We start from the raw sequence: 14,242 nt of genomic DNA, 5'->3' as shown, positions 1-14,242 counted from the left end.
TGATTTTCGTTCCAGGCCGCTCGCTTTTACCGCGCGAGCGCCTAATTTCTCGGGGCGTGCGGTGAGCCTTACCGGCGTGAACGCCTACCTTACCGGCGTGAACGCCTACCTTACCGGCGTGAACGCCTACCTTACGGCGTGAACGCCTGCGGTACCGGTGCTAGCACCTCCTTAGTCTCACCTGTCACGCTAGTCCCGCAGGACAAGGAAGGCTTCGGCAGCGATACATCGCACGAAGAAAATGCGGTGTTCATTTTCGAGGATCTCGCACCTTCCACTAAGCTTTTTTACGCAAAAAGGGGATCCCTGTAGGTCAATTTTTGACTTTCAGGCATCCCCTTTTCTATTTAAAATCCAGCTTGCCGCCAGTATGAGCAGGTTCCTTATGAATCAAGGCTTTAGGAAATATAAAGGTCCAGGGCATGCTGGTTTGGGGAGGCAGTTGAACCTGCGGAGTGGTAAATGCCATTTCCGCGATCAACGCACCGTCTTCCTTATACGTTAGCTCTGTATCTTCGATGGAGAACGGTTCGCTGCCAAAGTTATGAATGAGGCACGTAACGAGAAGATCTCCTTTATGGTTCAATGCGGAGCGTATGAGCGGGAACGCAACGTTTTGTCCGTTCTCCTCTAACGTCTCATTAAAGATTTCCTCGATCATTTTCCGATCTTGTGCTGCGATGGTCTTGTCCCATGCACTTTCATAGATAAGACGCTGCATACGATCACCTCCTTCTGTTTACCATTCAGGCCTTTAAGCGTTTATACAGGGCATGAGTGCCGCTGTTCTCTTCGCCCATTTCGGCCAGCTCCTCGTACAAATCCTTGGCCAGCTGCAATCCGGGTGTCAAAATCCCCATCTCACCTGCTGATTCGAGCGCAATCTTCATATCTTTAATAAAATGTTTCACGTAAAATCCAGGTTCAAAGTTTCCGTTGATGATCCGCGGGGCCAAATTGGAAAGTGACCAGCTTCCTGCTGCTCCAGATTCAATGCTTTTCAATACTGTGTTTGGATCCAAACCGGCTTTTTCGGCGTAAATGACAGCTTCGCAAACACCAATCATGCCCGATGCGATGGCGATTTGGTTGCACATTTTTGTATGCTGGCCCGCACCCGCTTTTCCCTGATAAACGATATTTTGCCCCATTAACTCAAAAACAGGAAAAACCGCTTCAAAATCTTCCTTTTCTCCTCCGACCATGATGGAAAGCCTTGCTTCCCGGGCTCCTACATCCCCACCTGATACCGGGGCATCCAGCGCATGTAGGTTTAATTCCTTCGCACGGGCATCGATTTTCTGTGCAAGCAAGGGGCTGGAGGTCGTCATGTCAATCAAATAGGTGCCTTCTTCAGCGTTTCCGAGAATGCCCTTTTCCCCAAAATACACCTCTTCCACATCCGAAGGATAGCCTACCATGGAAATGACAACCTGAGAGGTTTGCGCAACTTCCGCAACCGTCTCCTTCCACTGTGCTCCCTGCTTGATCAAGTCTTCCGCTTTTTCCTTTGTTCTCGTATAAATATGTACCGGATGTCCTGCCTTTAGCAGATGGGCGGCCATGCTTTTCCCCATGACGCCTGTTCCCACAAAACCAACAGTCTTTTTCTTGCTCATGCTTCATCCTCCTTCTATTATCTTGGTTTCATTATAGAGAATATACAGATAACATACTAATCTTTTGCTAAACAAAGCTCACATCAAGTATGGTAAATGGTAGAGAACAAAACAGGGGGAGAACGCATTGAAATTATTATTACTTGGGGCGACCGGCCGTGTCGGAAACGAAATCGCCCGCCTTGCAGCCAAGGATGGACATCAGGTGAATGTTCTGGTGAGAACCCCGGAAAAACTTCCGTCCGGTGTGAACGCGTTTCATGTGTACAGGGGAGATGCAACCGTGAAAGAAGACATCGAACAGGCCATCGAGGGATGTGACGCCGTAGTCAGCACGCTCAGTTCCGATGGCGGGACCGTTCTTACGGAAGCTGTTCCATTGGTGATCAAGGCGATGCAAGACCGCTGCATCAAGCGCCTGCTGACAATTGGTACAGCAGGGATTCTGAACAGCCTTACGGATCCTGGTTTGCTTCGCTATCAATCCAGTGAGTCCAAACGGAAATTGACCCGTCCCGCCCGCGAGCATCATGATGCGTACCTTGCCATCAAGGAGTCGTCCCTGGATTGGACCATCATTTGTCCCACGTATTTGCCAGACGGGCCGCCAACCGGCCGTTACCGGACAGAAAAGGATTTTTTGCCTCTAGAAGGAAAGCAGATCAGCACAGGAGATACAGCTCAATTCGCTTATAAGCAGCTATCTTCTGAAGAATTTCTTCATTCCCGTGTTGGCATAGCGTATTGATATTTCATAAAAAAGCAGCCCGGACAGGTTCTCCTGCCGGGCTGTTATGGTTTTACTCTTCGGTTTCCTCGAAATATTCAAGTTCTTTTTCCAAAATATCGTTCACTTCCAGCTCAGTGAGGTTAGTCTTTCTGGTCAGATAAACAACAAGCTCATCCATGTCGACATCTGCATTCTGCAATTCAAAATAATGACCTTCCTCTTTCAATACGAGGCGGATGTTGTCCTCGCTGTAAGTCGTACTGTCCTTGATATACAGTATCGCATCTTCCAGTTTTTGCTGATCGCTCATATCGTATTCCTCCTTGTTTCGGATTCATTCTTATTACTACCCGTTTGCCTCAAAGCTATTCGGTTCTTTTTATGTAAAAAAGAAGCAGGAACGTTTCCTGCTTCTTAATAATACGGGGAGATCATCAAATAAACAATAACACCGGTTAAGCTGACATACAGCCAAAGCGGCATGGTCCATCTGGCGATTTTCTTATGCTTGTCCACCTGCATATTCAGTCCGCGGGCGAGTGTAAACAAGGCAAGCGGGACAATCAATGCAGCAAGGATAATGTGAGTGATCAGAATAAAGAAGTAAATGTACCGTAATGGCCCTTCTCCACCGTAGCTTGTGGACTCTGACAAATAATGATACGTCACATACGAGAGTAAAAATAAAAAAGTGGTCGTAAACGCTGCGTAAATAAACCGCTTGTGCATCGTAATGTTCTTTCTTAAGATAAAAAACAATGCTGCAAGCAAGAACACAAAAGTAAAGCTGTTAAAAATCGCATTCAGGCGCGGCAGTAAATGAACATCAAATGCCACGTGGCCGTTGTAGGCCGGCAGGAAAAATAAAATAACAACAAGAACGTTAATCGCTATTGAAAGCCCGATCACAAGAGGCGTATAGTTTCTCTGTTTCACTTCAGAATTCGAATGGTCGCTCATAGCTTGGTCCTCCTCAAATCATCTACTGTCGCTTCTTATTCTACCATTGTAGACAATAAACCCCAAGCTAACTCCCCCTTGAAACAGGGGGTTTGGACCATCTGTCAAAAAAACTACAAATTTCACTGTGATGGATGTCAATCCTAAGCCCTTTCATAAAACACCCCCGGCTTCAAAAAGGCCGGGGGGGGGGTGTTCTCTATCACTATGTTTTTTGCAAAAACGTTTTGTCATCGATCTGTGCTTCCCATTTTCTCACTTCACTCATGACCGATTCAACACAGCCTTCTTCAAACGGAGACATTAGCCCAGCGATATTGACGAGCTCGGTAAACGGCAGGCTGCCACCCTGTTCACAAAGCTCCAGGTAATCCTGCCAGGCCGCTTTATGATTTTCCCTCGAGCGCTTCCAGAGCTGAAGAGCACATACCTGTGCCAGCGTGTAGTCAATGTAATAAAACGGGGTCCTGTAGATGTGCGTCTGCATCTGCCAATATCCGCCTTCTTCCAAGAATGGTATACCGTCATGATCCCGGTGCGGCAAATACTTCTTCTCCAGCCGGCGCCATTCCTGTTTCCTCTCCTGCGGCGAAACGTCCGGATTCTCATACACAAAATGCTGAAACTCATCCACGGCCACGCCGTAAGGAATAAATTTCACAGCGGCCGCCAGATGGTCATACAAAAACCGGTCGGTATCCTCACCAAAGAAACGGTCCATCCACGGATAGGTGATCAGCTCCATGCTCATGGAATGAATCTCACAGGCCTCGAGCGTAGGAAACTGGTATTCCGGCACCTCGTAGCCCCTGCTCGTGTAAACCTGAAAGGCGTGACCCGCTTCATGCATCAATACCCGCACATCACCCTGGGAGCCATTAAAATTTGTAAAAATGAACGGAGATTGATATTCGCTTATATACGTGCAATACCCACCTGGTGCCTTTCCTTCCTTCGCGACCAGGTCGAGCAGTTCATTTTCCACCATAAACGTATAGAACTCATCTGTTTCGGGAGACAGCTCCTTGAATACCTTTGCCCCCTGAGCCACAATCCACTCAGCATCTCCCTTTGGCTTCGGATTGCCCTCTGGAAAGCTGAAGGATTCATCATAAAATTTCAGCGAATCCACACCGATGCGTACCCGCTGTTTCTCACGCAGATTGTTACAGAACGGAACAATTTGTTCTTTCACCTGATCGCGGAAAACCTTAACCATATTTTTGTTATAATCGGTCCGGTTCAGCCGGTTATAAGCCAGTTCCACAAAGTTTGAAAACCCGAGCTTTTTGGCGATGGAGGTACGCAGCTTCACCATGTCATCGTATATCCTGTCGAGTTCTTCTCTGTGATCATTAAAAAAGCCGAAATGCGCACTTACCGCCTGCTTTCTTATGTTTCTGTCCGGAGATTGGGTGAACGGCATCAATTGGACAAGTGTTCTTTTCTTTCCCTGAAACTCGATTTGAGCAGAAGAAAGCAGCTTCACATACTGGCTTTTTAACCGGTTCTCCTGTTTCAAATCCTCCAGCACTTCAGGAGAATATGTCTTCAATTCTGTATCCGCAAGGTTGAATAAATGCTTGCCCCAGTGGCTTTCCAGTTCTTTTCGATATTTCGACTTAACGAGTGCACGGAAGAAGTCGCTGACCATCCCCTGATAAAGCGGGCCATTTTCATCCATAAAATCATGTTCTTGTTTATAAAAGGCATCTTCTGTATTACTCGTGTAACGAATATGTACGATATTTTGCATGCTTTCAAAATGGTTACGCAGCGATACCAGCTCTGTTAATATCTGATCCTGGACCTCAAAAGACGGCGCTGACTCAAACCTTTTCAGCCTTTCCTGAAAATCCTGTTGAAGTTGGTTCATATCAGGGCGTTTATACTCAAACTGACTAAATTTCATATGATCTTCCCCTTTCTCTACCTGTCCTGAATTCAACAAAACGCCCGCTTTTTCCTTTTTTGAAGAAGCTGTTGGGAGTGAATCCTTTGGTAAATAATAAAAAAGCTAGTTTCTTTAGCAATAGGTGTTTTATCATAGAGATAACAGTACTTTTACAGGAGCGTAGCGTATGAACTCTTTTTCTCATCCACAAGATCCGTTCAAGGGGACATTTGGAAGTCTGGAGAACCTGGCAGATACTATCAGTGAGGTTCTTCACTGCCCGGTTACCATTGAGGATGCCAATCACCGTTTGCTGGCTTACAGCACGCATGAAGACAGCACAGACCCCGCACGGATTGCCACCATTATCGGTCGACGTGTACCGGAAAAAGTCATTAACAGCCTTTGGAGGGATGGAGTAATTCCCCGTCTGCAGTCCAGCGATGAACCTCTTCGTGTCTCATCCATTTCAAAGGTGGGACTAGGCGACCGTGTAGCGGTTTCGATACGCAAAAACGAGGAAGTTCTCGGCTACATATGGGCGCTTGAAGTCGACCGTCACTTGGCGGAGGAAGATTTGAAACTGTTAAAGAAGGCGGCACAATCAGCAAAGAACCAGCTGCTGCAGCATTATACAGGTTCAAGAAGAAAACAGGAGAGCCTTCAAGAGTTCTTTTGGAAGCTGTTAACCGGGCATATGAATAGTGAAGAAGCGATTCTTGACAGTTTGAGAGATCTTGGAATCATGCCATGTTCACCCGTCTCTGTCCTTATTTTTCAATTCCCTCAGGAAATTGATGCTGCCTTTGGGAAAAACGTAAGCTATATTACTTCGGTAAACCAAAGCGTAAAGGCACAGCTGACAGCAGCAGATGAAAACCAGATGATCATGCTTGTGACCTCGTCACGAAAAGAGGATCTGCGCGACATCCTGCAGGAATTTATCCGCTCCTTTACCCAGCAGATGGCTGAACGATTCGGTGTCAAGGGGATTACTGCCGGGTTTGGTGGTGTCTACAATGCCTATCAGCTTACTGAAAAAAGCTTTAAGGAAGCTCAGCAGGTCATCAAGATCAAAGACCGGTTTTCAGAGGGGGTAGAAGACCTTTTTGGCTATGAAAGCCTTGGCATCTATCAATTTCTCGACGTGATCCATGAACAGCAGCAGGCCAGCCGCTATCACAATCCCTCACTTGCCAAATTGCAGGAATATGACCGGCTCCACAAGACAGATTTGTACCAAACGCTCGACACCTATCTTTCAGCCGGCTCCAATGCTCATCAGACCGCAGCGGTGCTGCACATCCACTTAAATACCCTGACCTACCGGCTGAAACGTATTGCCGAGGTTGGGCAGATTGATTATAAAAATACGAACCAGAAAACGATGCTTTATCTGGACTTACAAATACAGCGTCTTTTTTCTTGAGAAGCATTTGTGAAATTTCACAAATGCTTCTCTTTCTTTTTTCTTTTCCCCACAAAGAAATTTTAAAAAGAAAGGATTATACTGAAAACACAGAAATGAAAACGCCATCATTTTGACGGCGCAAGGAGGATTTACAATGATTATTGGTGTACCTACCGAGATTAAAAACAACGAGAATCGCGTAGCTTTGACGCCTGCGGGTGTTGTGCCATTAATAAAAGCAGGACATGAAGTATTGGTAGAAACGAACGCAGGTGAAGGAAGCGGCTTTCCGAACGAAGATTATGCTTCAGCCGGCGCTACAATGATCGACAGTGCTGCAGATGTCTGGGCGAAATCCGATATGATCATGAAGGTAAAAGAACCACTTGCTTCCGAGTACAAGTATTTCCGCTCCGGATTGATTCTTTTCACCTATCTTCACCTTGCAGCCGAGCCTGAGCTTGCAGCTGCTCTTACCGAAAGCGGTGTGACAGCCATCGCCTATGAAACAGTGGAACACAATCGCACACTTCCATTGCTGACTCCAATGAGTGAAGTTGCTGGACGCATGTCCGCTCAAATCGGAGCGCAATTCCTTGAAAAACCAAAAGGTGGAAAAGGAATTTTGCTTGGCGGCGTACCAGGAGTAAAACGCGGGAAAGTTACCGTCATCGGCGGCGGTGTCGTTGGAACAAACGCAGCTAAAGTAGCGGCAGGACTTGGTGCAGACGTAACCATCATCGACTTGAACCCTGACCGTCTCCGTCAGCTTGAGGATATTTTTGGAAAGAGCGTACAAACCTTGATGTCCAGCCCGCTGAACATCGCAGATGCAGTGGCCGAGTCTGACCTCGTAATCGGTGCCGTACTCATTCCGGGAGCAAAAGCGCCTAAGCTTGTAACCGAAGAAATGATCAAGTCCATGAAACCAGGATCTGTCATCGTGGACGTGGCGATTGACCAGGGCGGAATCTTTGAAACGGTCGACCATATCACGACTCACGATAACCCAACATATGTGAAGCATGGCGTGGTTCACTATGCAGTGGCCAACATGCCTGGTGCAGTGCCCCGTACTTCTACGATTGCACTAACAAACGTGACTGTTCCTTACGCCCTTCAAATCGCAAACAAAGGCGTGAATGAGGCAGTTCTTTCAAATCCGGCATTGAAGTTGGGTCTAAACGTTGCTGGCGGCCATATCACGTATGAAGCAGTAGCTAAAGATCTTGGATACGAGTATCTTTCTGCAGAATCAGCACTTGAAAAAGCATTCCAGGCAATCTGATGAATAATTGAAACACCCTTCCTTCTTTTGTCCAAGAGGGGAGGGTGTTTTTTTGTTAAGGCTTATATTTCCCGGTAAATAATTTGTCGAAATCAGCGTCACCATTGCTTTCTTGTTTGGTTTCTCCTATAATAAAGCCTTGTGCAAAAACTAAATACTATGCGGTTCGAGAACTCCCGCTGTATCAAAACTAGGAGGTTATTAATGTGTTTAACGTTTACTATGGCATTTTGTTCGCCCTCGTGAACTTTATATTATTTTTAACCTGTTACCGAGTGTTCGGAAAGCAGGGTTTATATGTCTGGGTAGGTGCAGCCACCATTTTGGCCAACATTCAGGTCGTCAAAACGATAGAAATGTTAGGTTTGGTGATGACACTCGGTAATACTATGTATTCCACAATATACCTTTCTACCGACTTGCTGAATGAAAAGTACGGTCAGAAAGAAGCCAAAAAAGCGGTTTGGTTTGGATTTTTCACCCTGATCATGACGACGATCATCATGCAGATGGCCTTGTTTTTTGAACCGGCACAGAGCGATATTGCTCAAACGCCGATGGAAACACTGTTCGGGTTGATGCCTCGTCTTGCTGCTGCCAGCCTTGCTGCCTATCTGATCAGCCAGTTTATTGATGTGCGACTGTATTCCATGCTGAAGGCGGCCTTTCCCGGATACGGACAGCTCTGGATCCGGAACAACGGAAGCACGCTGCTGAGCCAGCTGATCGATTCTCTCGTATTTTGTACCATCGCCTTTGCCGGCGTGTACGAGTGGAATGTATGGTTTGAAATCTTCATTACCACCTATTTACTTAAATTTATTGTATCGGCAGCTTCGACTCCCGTTATTTATATTGCAAGAAGCTTTAAATTTAAGACAGAAAAAAGCGAAGCCTGAGTCGGGGCTTCGCTTTTTTTGAATTTATGAAAATGACGTAATATGCAAGTATTCTTTGTCGAACCGCAAGTAACCACCCCAGCTCCTTCTTCCAGCTCTCTCAAAACAACAAATCTTGCACTAACTAACCTTCACTCTGAGATAAACTCCTTTTGTTGCCAATTCGCGCGCTGCTTGATTCATCAAACGGATTTCCTCCGACAGAACGGATGCCCGCTCCAACCGTCCATCCTGCATGACAAGAGGATCAATCAACCGGAGCTTGCTGATTCTGTGGATCTCATAGTCATCTTCCGTTTCCTCCAGTTCACCTGAAAAGTTCATCAGCTCATTTACCGCTCTTTGAATCTCCTCATCCCCATGCTTCTGTACTTTTTGCAGCAAACCAGCGTCATCCAGTAAAAAGTCCGGCATGGTAATGATCTTGCATTCAAGAGCTCTTTTCAAAATGGAGGAAAGAGCCTCATAGCTGTACACGTTCAGGGGATGAAGAAAGTACTCAATCACTTCTTTATAGTAGATTTCCACAAACCAGCGGGCATCCTCCAGTGACCGTACATACAGTTTTCCTTCATGAACGCTCAAGGATCGAAGAAACGCCAGGGTCTCATCCTTCGTAATTTTCCCTTGCTGGTACATATCTCTGAGTGTATAGTCAATCCGGTCGGCACAGAGGTCGGGAAGATTCTGTTCCATAATAAAAAAATCGCCGTTCAATAGATCAGTACTGTAGCCATAGTCTTGCAATAGGGATGGAATTTCTGAATCCTCAATGACCGTGTGAAAGATTTCTTCGTGATAATCCTCTTCCGACCGTTTCAGTACCGTATCCACCACATGTGAAAAGGCCGTATGGGATACATCATGAAGCAGGCCGGCAATTTGTTCTTCAAGGCTTCCACCGAGCCGTCGGATCAGGAGCATGACTCCAAGGGAATGTTCATACCGGGTAACATTCCACTCCGGACAGACCAAATAGCTTGCTCCGCCCTGCAGTACCCCCTTCAGTCGCTGAATGGGAGCCGATTCAATCAACCGGCACAATACGTCTTCCAATTCAAATTCCCCATATAAATCGTCACTATAGATATTCTTCATCTTTTTTCTCCCTCCGCTCCAGCCAATGCAAAAGACAGGGACGCTGCCCTGCCTTTTGATCTCTTACTATTTTTTCATTTCTTTGATCATGGTGTCCAGCATCTTATTTCGCTCGGCCAGCTTATGATTGATCTGTTTTTGGATGAGCAGCATCTGGTCTAAATGAGAACCGATTTTTGCTTTATCCTTCGCTTTAAGAGCAGCTTTCAGATTTTTCTTTTCTGCCTTTTCCTTATCCTTGAGCGATTTCATTTCCATATGAAGCTTTCTCATGCTTTGATGATATTGCTTCATTTTCGGATTTTTGTGCCAGCTTCCCGGCTGATTTCCTGAATGAAGCTGTAAAAGAGTATCCTTTTTCAGCAACGCTTCTTTTTTCAGCCCGTAATACTCCGCCTTCAACTGGTTTTTCTCATGCAGCTTGTCCTTGTAGGGTGCAAGCTGCTTCCACATATGATCTCTGTGCATATGGTGAGGCTGTTCGCTGTTTGTACCTTGAGCATGTGCGGCCAGGGCTCCGGCAAAAATGCCGATACCAAAACAGAAAGCTGCAGCCAGCATTATCACACGTTTCATGATGTTCATCCTCCTTTTATTGGGTGATACATCATTAGTGTGGACAGGAAATAAGAAAATATAGGAAAAACATTATGTGATTTTTTTCATAATGACTTAAAGGTGACGGAGTATCCGGTTTACCGTTTCCCTGCGCAGGCCGACAAACTGCCCGATTTCCTCTTGCGTCAGTACATCCTTCACCGATAGATCAGGAAAGTATTGCTGAAACCAGCTTTCGAGCAGCAGGACACGATCCTTTGTTGAAACCGCCGTCAGCTGATCGATGCGCTGCTGCATCATCCGAAGCCTGGTTTGCAGCAGAAGCGCCACTTCCCTGTACTTTTCAGGGTTTTCCGAGAGCCCCCTGTACCACTGCTTTTCCGGAATCACTTCTACTTCAGCCGGAAGCAGGGCAATGGCAGTTCCATGATAATCCTTCTGGCTGATCAAAGAATGATGGGGAATCACTTCTCCAGGCAGAATTAAATTAAGCAAAGATGCGGTTCCATCCTCATGGACACGGACCACCTTAAGAAGCCCGCTTTTCAGTTCAAAAAGCGGACCACTTTCCCCCTGCCGAAATAACACTTCTCCTTTATGTAAAAACATGCGTCCACCTCTTTGTATAGTCTTCTACAACTATACCATGTCAATAAAGGCGGTTGGCCCTTTAATAATCTCTTCCTTTACCGGAATCCGAGATTTCAAGCAGATCCTCAGGGTATGGCTGAAACCAGCTCTGACGAAGCAGCTCTTCGTTTTCAAAACGGTACGCCCAAGATTTCAGCATGGCCAGTACACTGGAAAAAGGCTCTTTTTTCTCTTCCACCTTTTCCATCATTTCAAGGAAATGTGATTTTTCCCTCTCATTCAATTGCACTTCAAAGGTTTTAACCATTTCTCTTGCAGCATTCAAGCTTGAATCATATCGTGCGGTCCGCAGAAATAGGCGCTGCAGCCCTTTTTCATACAGTGAAAAAAGTTCATCCTGCGCATGCTGGTCCTTGTTTTTTAAGATGCGGGTTAACAGCTTCAGTGTCGGCCGGCTGTAAGCCAGAAACAGATATCTGTTGTTTTCATGAAAATCATGAAGCCGCTCCAAGGAACCTTCTTTCTTCAATTCCCTGTAGGCGGCAAGCAGAAAAATTTTTGTGAAAAACCGTTCTCTGATCAAAAAGTTATTCAGCCGGCCTTCATCCTCTACCGCCAAGTGGCCGAACTTCTTAAGGACTTTTCCCCCGAAAAGCCCGCTGCTCGAGCCGACGGCGGGCCCTTTTTCAGTTGAGGTGTACAGCTTAACCTCCTTAAGCCCGCAGGAAGGAGAACGGCTTTTTAAAATAAAACCATCGATGTGTTCCAGAGACTGCAGGTATGCATCCGAAAATCGCTCTATATCCGCTGTTACATCCCGTTCCGTTTTGGGCTGCACCAACCGCTGCTCCCCATCCTGCAGAACGATGCGGATGGTTTCTCTCGGTGTACCCAGCCCGATTTCCACTTCAGGGCAAACCGTTAAAAAATCTACGTATTTCATCAGCTTCCGGATGGTCGGATGATGGATGACATCCCCATTATACCGGCAGTTATCGAACTCCAGACACCGGCTGACCACAAGCCTTGGCTTTGCATATGCTCCCATGGCAATACTCCTTTTTATCAACATAAGAGCATTGTGTCCCAAATATAAAGGATTTAAATGGAATACGTGAGAAAATCGCCTTTGTGCCCGCCCATTTTTTCATAAAATCGTTGTGCCCTGTGGTTGTCTTGTGCGGTCTCCCAAAGCATGGCCGCATACCCGTTTTCGCCGGTATACTTCTTGCAGGCTTGAAATAAACCGGTGGCCACATTGGTTCCCCGGCTGTCCTCTGCCACATAGAGGTCATTCATAACCGTGATTTTATCTGCCCGTGTGGTGCTGTATGTAAAATAAAGCGTGGCAAATCCCTTAAGAACTCCATCCTGTTCGGCTACAAACTGAAGCCCTTTTTCTCTCTCCAATAGAACAGCAACCAAGTCATCCAGCTTCTGATCAGCCGGCTTCGGGCTCTTGTAGAAATCCACAATATATTCAAGCATGAGCGCCTTTAACTGTGGTGCATCTGCCTTTTTACTCATTCGAATGATCGCTTCCATCTTCATTTCTCCTTTTGATTATCTTTGGCTGAAACTCAGCTCTGTGTACTGTTCAATCTCCTGGTAGCCAATGCTGCTGTATAACTCGTTCGCAGCGGCATTCGATCCATCGGCATAAAGGGTGCAATAAGTGATATCTGTTTCAAGCAACCGTTTGCTGAGATTCGCTACACATGCTCTGGCATAGCCTTTTCTCCTTTGTTCCTGCGGAGTATACACCATATTAATCGTCATCGTGCTTGGAGTCTGCCGGGTTAGTGCAGCCATACTGACAGGTTCGGACTTCTCATTTTCCCATAAATAGATGCTATCCTTCCCTATCATTTCTTTTGCCTTTTCCAATGCTTCATTCTTCTTAAGCAATGAGCGGTTTTCTATACCCATCTCATACAGCCACCTTCCTGTCGTTTCCCTGTCTTCCGGAGCTGCTTTCCGGAGCTCCCCACCGCAGCTTAAGGGAAATGAAATATTAGCTGTTCCATAGAGCTTCATACTCGACATCACGCGGTACGAATTACCGGTTTGAAGAATCCACTCTTCTGCAAACGTATGGGCCAGTGCAGCAGGAGCGGAAAGCCGTACAATGCCCCAGTCCTCATCAATCAGCTTGTGAACGACGGATTCTACCCCTTCTTCCTCTCCAAATAGCTGCAGAGGACCTGGGGGCGCCATATACGCCGCAAGCCGAATATCCTTATCTTCCTTCACACAGCACAGAAAAGGCGGATTATGTATAGTTGATTGCTTATCTAGTTGTTTCATGCAGCTGGATAGCATATTGCCGCTGGCTGCTTCCTGCTTCATCAAAAATGGTTCAGCAGCTCTATAAAATTCGTTTATATTGCTGTAAGATTCCAGCTTCATTTTCCCACCACCTTCTTACTCATTTTTGCACAATCCTTAACTAGTTCTTTGACAGAACGGAGCAAACCTTCTTTTACCCTTGAAAAAGCAAATTCATTGGCTTTCCTGTAAATTTCCCTTTATGATGGCTAAGAGGCATTGCAATAATAATAGATGAAAGGTTTGGTGAAGAAGATATGACAGAACAAAAAAATCAGCACATCTTATTAACAAGCCGTCCTAAAGGTATGCCTTCCATGGAGAACTTTACATTTGAAGACATCGAGATTCCAGAACCGCAAAACGGTCAAGTACTGCTTAAAACGTTGTACCTATCTGTAGACCCTTATATGCGGGGAAGAATGAATGACACAAAATCCTATGTACCACCGTTTGAATTAAATCAGCATGTCAGTGGGGGAATTGTTGCCGAAGTGGTCCAGTCCCGCTCAGGCGAATTTGAGGAGGGAGACCTGGTCATCGGCAATCTGCCATGGGCTCTTTACACCACTGCAGGAGAACAGGAAGTACGCAAGCTTGATCCTGAGCTCGCTCCGATTACGACCAATCTTGGCATCCTTGGCATGCCTGGCCTTACCGCCTACTTCGGATTGCTTGATATCGGTAACCCGCAGGAAGGGGAAACCGTGGTAGTATCCGGGGCAGCCGGGGCAGTGGGCAGCACCGTCGGCCAAATCGCCAAAATTAAAGGCGCCCGGGTCGTCGGCATTGCCGGATCAGAAGAAAAAGTGAATTACCTGAAAAATGAACTGGGCTTTGACGCCGTGGTCAACTACCGCGAGGCC

Annotated in this window: 16 protein-coding genes; 5 read left to right on the top strand and 11 right to left on the bottom strand. The window is 46.3% G+C overall.

Translation table 11 applies throughout. The features are described from left to right. Positions 1-343: 343 nt before the first annotated feature. Complete coding sequence (locus DMO16_RS16815; protein ID WP_129478738.1) at positions 344-721, bottom strand: SLAP domain-containing protein; 378 nt, start codon at positions 719-721, stop codon at positions 344-346. A 25-nt stretch (positions 722-746) separates the two neighbouring features. Continuing rightward, a complete protein-coding gene (locus DMO16_RS16810; protein ID WP_129478736.1) occupies positions 747-1,619 on the bottom strand; it encodes an NAD(P)-dependent oxidoreductase in 873 nt (290 codons plus the stop codon). Positions 1,620-1,746: 127 nt separating this feature from the next. Between DMO16_RS16810 and DMO16_RS16805 the strand changes: the two genes are divergently transcribed. Then, complete coding sequence (locus tag DMO16_RS16805) at positions 1,747-2,367, top strand: NAD(P)-dependent oxidoreductase (protein ID WP_129478734.1); 621 nt, start codon at positions 1,747-1,749, stop codon at positions 2,365-2,367. Between the two features lie 52 nt (positions 2,368-2,419). Here DMO16_RS16805 and DMO16_RS16800 read toward each other — a convergent pair whose 3' ends face one another. The 3 genes from DMO16_RS16800 to DMO16_RS16790 form a co-directional block, all read right to left on the bottom strand. Then, positions 2,420-2,659, bottom strand: a complete 240-nt coding sequence (locus DMO16_RS16800; RefSeq protein WP_129478732.1) for a hypothetical protein — start codon at positions 2,657-2,659, stop codon at positions 2,420-2,422. A 104-nt stretch (positions 2,660-2,763) separates the two neighbouring features. Continuing rightward, positions 2,764-3,309 carry a DUF420 domain-containing protein gene (locus tag DMO16_RS16795; RefSeq protein ID WP_129478730.1) on the bottom strand — a complete coding sequence of 182 codons (546 nt, stop codon included), beginning with the start codon at positions 3,307-3,309 and terminating at the stop codon, positions 2,764-2,766. 205 nt (positions 3,310-3,514) lie between these two features. Further along, positions 3,515-5,221 carry a M3 family oligoendopeptidase gene (locus DMO16_RS16790; RefSeq protein WP_061973312.1) on the bottom strand — a complete coding sequence of 569 codons (1,707 nt, stop codon included), beginning with the start codon at positions 5,219-5,221 and terminating at the stop codon, positions 3,515-3,517. Positions 5,222-5,390: 169 nt separating this feature from the next. Between DMO16_RS16790 and DMO16_RS16785 the strand changes: the two genes are divergently transcribed. The 3 genes from DMO16_RS16785 to DMO16_RS16775 all read left to right on the top strand — a co-directional run bounded on the left by DMO16_RS16785 (position 5,391) and on the right by DMO16_RS16775 (position 8,801). Beyond that, on the top strand, positions 5,391-6,632 hold the full coding sequence (locus tag DMO16_RS16785; RefSeq protein WP_061973309.1) for a PucR family transcriptional regulator: 1,242 nt from the start codon (positions 5,391-5,393) through the stop codon (positions 6,630-6,632). A gap of 136 nt (positions 6,633-6,768) precedes the next feature. Beyond that, complete coding sequence (ald, locus tag DMO16_RS16780) at positions 6,769-7,902, top strand: alanine dehydrogenase (RefSeq protein ID WP_061973306.1); 1,134 nt, start codon at positions 6,769-6,771, stop codon at positions 7,900-7,902. A gap of 206 nt (positions 7,903-8,108) precedes the next feature. Beyond that, complete coding sequence (locus DMO16_RS16775) at positions 8,109-8,801, top strand: queuosine precursor transporter (RefSeq protein ID WP_129478728.1); 693 nt, start codon at positions 8,109-8,111, stop codon at positions 8,799-8,801. Between the two features lie 120 nt (positions 8,802-8,921). On the opposite strand, the gene DMO16_RS16770 is transcribed toward DMO16_RS16775, so the two are convergent. The 6 genes from DMO16_RS16770 to DMO16_RS16745 all read right to left on the bottom strand — a co-directional run bounded on the left by DMO16_RS16770 (position 8,922) and on the right by DMO16_RS16745 (position 13,457). After that, the gene (locus DMO16_RS16770) at positions 8,922-9,899 is read right to left on the bottom strand and encodes an HD domain-containing protein (protein ID WP_129478725.1); all 978 of its coding nucleotides are present in this window, start codon (positions 9,897-9,899) and stop codon (positions 8,922-8,924) included. 66 nt (positions 9,900-9,965) lie between these two features. After that, positions 9,966-10,475 (bottom strand): hypothetical protein, encoded by a 510-nt coding sequence (locus DMO16_RS16765; RefSeq protein ID WP_129478723.1) that lies wholly within the window; start codon positions 10,473-10,475, stop codon positions 9,966-9,968. A 96-nt stretch (positions 10,476-10,571) separates the two neighbouring features. Next, positions 10,572-11,066 carry a Crp/Fnr family transcriptional regulator gene (locus tag DMO16_RS16760; protein WP_061973296.1) on the bottom strand — a complete coding sequence of 165 codons (495 nt, stop codon included), beginning with the start codon at positions 11,064-11,066 and terminating at the stop codon, positions 10,572-10,574. 61 nt (positions 11,067-11,127) lie between these two features. Beyond that, positions 11,128-12,096 (bottom strand): YbgA family protein, encoded by a 969-nt coding sequence (locus DMO16_RS16755; protein ID WP_061973294.1) that lies wholly within the window; start codon positions 12,094-12,096, stop codon positions 11,128-11,130. Positions 12,097-12,149: 53 nt separating this feature from the next. Further along, positions 12,150-12,593, bottom strand: a complete 444-nt coding sequence (locus DMO16_RS16750) for a GNAT family N-acetyltransferase (RefSeq protein WP_061973292.1) — start codon at positions 12,591-12,593, stop codon at positions 12,150-12,152. 18 nt (positions 12,594-12,611) lie between these two features. Beyond that, the gene (locus DMO16_RS16745) at positions 12,612-13,457 is read right to left on the bottom strand and encodes a GNAT family N-acetyltransferase (RefSeq protein ID WP_129478721.1); all 846 of its coding nucleotides are present in this window, start codon (positions 13,455-13,457) and stop codon (positions 12,612-12,614) included. 176 nt (positions 13,458-13,633) lie between these two features. On the opposite strand from DMO16_RS16745, the gene DMO16_RS24970 reads away from it, so the two are divergent. Next, a partial coding sequence (locus tag DMO16_RS24970; protein ID WP_241840583.1) for an MDR family NADP-dependent oxidoreductase occupies positions 13,634-14,242 on the top strand: 609 nt, incomplete at its 3' end.

The organism is Fictibacillus sp. S7, assembly GCF_004127935.1.
GTDB classification, from domain to species: Bacteria; Bacillota; Bacilli; order Bacillales; family Fictibacillaceae; genus Fictibacillus_C; species Fictibacillus_C enclensis.
This window is presented reverse-complemented; position numbering and strand designations above follow the sequence as displayed.

Excerpts from the sequence above, each read along its gene's own strand:
- DMO16_RS16815 (WP_129478738.1), bottom strand. The coding sequence starts at position 721 with ATGCAGCGTCTTATCTATGAAAGTGCATGGGACAAGACCATCGCAGCA.
- DMO16_RS16810 (WP_129478736.1), bottom strand. The coding sequence starts at position 1,619 with ATGAGCAAGAAAAAGACTGTTGGTTTTGTGGGAACAGGCGTCATGGGG.
- DMO16_RS16800 (WP_129478732.1), bottom strand. The coding sequence starts at position 2,659 with ATGAGCGATCAGCAAAAACTGGAAGATGCGATACTGTATATCAAGGAC.
- DMO16_RS16795 (WP_129478730.1), bottom strand. The coding sequence starts at position 3,309 with ATGAGCGACCATTCGAATTCTGAAGTGAAACAGAGAAACTATACGCCT.
- DMO16_RS16790 (WP_061973312.1), bottom strand. The coding sequence starts at position 5,221 with ATGAAATTTAGTCAGTTTGAGTATAAACGCCCTGATATGAACCAACTT.
- DMO16_RS16785 (WP_061973309.1), top strand. The coding sequence starts at position 5,391 with ATGAACTCTTTTTCTCATCCACAAGATCCGTTCAAGGGGACATTTGGA.
- ald (WP_061973306.1), top strand. The coding sequence starts at position 6,769 with ATGATTATTGGTGTACCTACCGAGATTAAAAACAACGAGAATCGCGTA.
- DMO16_RS16770 (WP_129478725.1), bottom strand. The coding sequence starts at position 9,899 with ATGAAGAATATCTATAGTGACGATTTATATGGGGAATTTGAATTGGAA.
- DMO16_RS16765 (WP_129478723.1), bottom strand. The coding sequence starts at position 10,475 with ATGAAACGTGTGATAATGCTGGCTGCAGCTTTCTGTTTTGGTATCGGC.
- DMO16_RS16760 (WP_061973296.1), bottom strand. The coding sequence starts at position 11,066 with ATGTTTTTACATAAAGGAGAAGTGTTATTTCGGCAGGGGGAAAGTGGT.
- DMO16_RS16755 (WP_061973294.1), bottom strand. The coding sequence starts at position 12,096 with ATGGGAGCATATGCAAAGCCAAGGCTTGTGGTCAGCCGGTGTCTGGAG.
- DMO16_RS16750 (WP_061973292.1), bottom strand. The coding sequence starts at position 12,593 with ATGGAAGCGATCATTCGAATGAGTAAAAAGGCAGATGCACCACAGTTA.
- DMO16_RS16745 (WP_129478721.1), bottom strand. The coding sequence starts at position 13,457 with ATGAAGCTGGAATCTTACAGCAATATAAACGAATTTTATAGAGCTGCT.